General features: G+C 48.2%; 1 protein-coding gene. It reads right to left on the bottom strand.

The features are described from left to right. Positions 1-889 (bottom strand): F0F1 ATP synthase subunit beta (gene atpD / locus A3738_RS05725; RefSeq protein WP_068763438.1); only part of this gene is annotated, 889 nt, incomplete at its 3' end. Positions 890-901: the final 12 nt, after the last annotated feature.

The following is a 901-nucleotide window of genomic DNA, read 5'->3' as shown; positions in this document are numbered from 1 at the left end:
TGATCGAACCAGTCTTAGTAGAAGTGATACGTTCCTGAAGAACCCCCATCTCTTCTGCTAGTGTTGGCTGGTAACCTACCGCTGAAGGCATACGACCTAGAAGTGCTGATACTTCAGTACCTGCAAGTGTGTAACGGTAAATGTTGTCTACGAATAGTAGAACGTCTTTGCCTTCGTCACGGAACTTCTCAGCCATCGTCAAACCAGTTAGCGCTACACGCAGACGGTTTCCTGGTGGCTCATTCATCTGGCCGTAAACCATTGCTACTTTAGAGTCTGTAGGAGTCTCTAAGTTAACAACGCCCGCTTCCTGCATCTCGTGGTAGAAGTCGTTACCCTCACGAGTACGCTCACCAACACCTGCGAATACTGAAAGACCAGAGTGCTTAAGTGCGATGTTGTTGATAAGTTCCATCATGTTAACGGTCTTACCAACACCGGCACCACCAAACAGACCAACTTTACCACCCTTAGCGAATGGACAAACTAAGTCGATTACTTTGATACCTGTTTCTAGAAGCTCTGCACTTGCCGCTTGCTCAGCGTAAGTAGGAGCTTTACGGTGAATAGGCATACGCTCTTGTTCACCGATTTCACCGCGCTCATCGATTGGTCGACCAAGTACGTCCATGATACGACCCAGTGTTTCAGTACCTACTGGTACAGAAATTGGAGCGCCAGTGTTTGCTACATTAAGGCCACGCTTAAGACCTTCTGTGCTACCCATTGCGATGGTACGAACGACACCATCACCTAGTTGCTGTTGAACTTCGAGAGTGGTTTCGCCACCGTCAACAGTCAACGCATCATATACATTAGGTACTGAATCGCGCGCGAATTCGACGTCGATTACCGCCCCAATGATTTGTACGATACTTCCGCTACTCATGTTCGGTTCCTC

It is taken from the genome of Oleiphilus sp. HI0066 (assembly GCF_001635725.1).
Note: the sequence above shows the minus strand (reverse complement) of the source record. Positions and strands in the feature narration are given on the sequence as shown.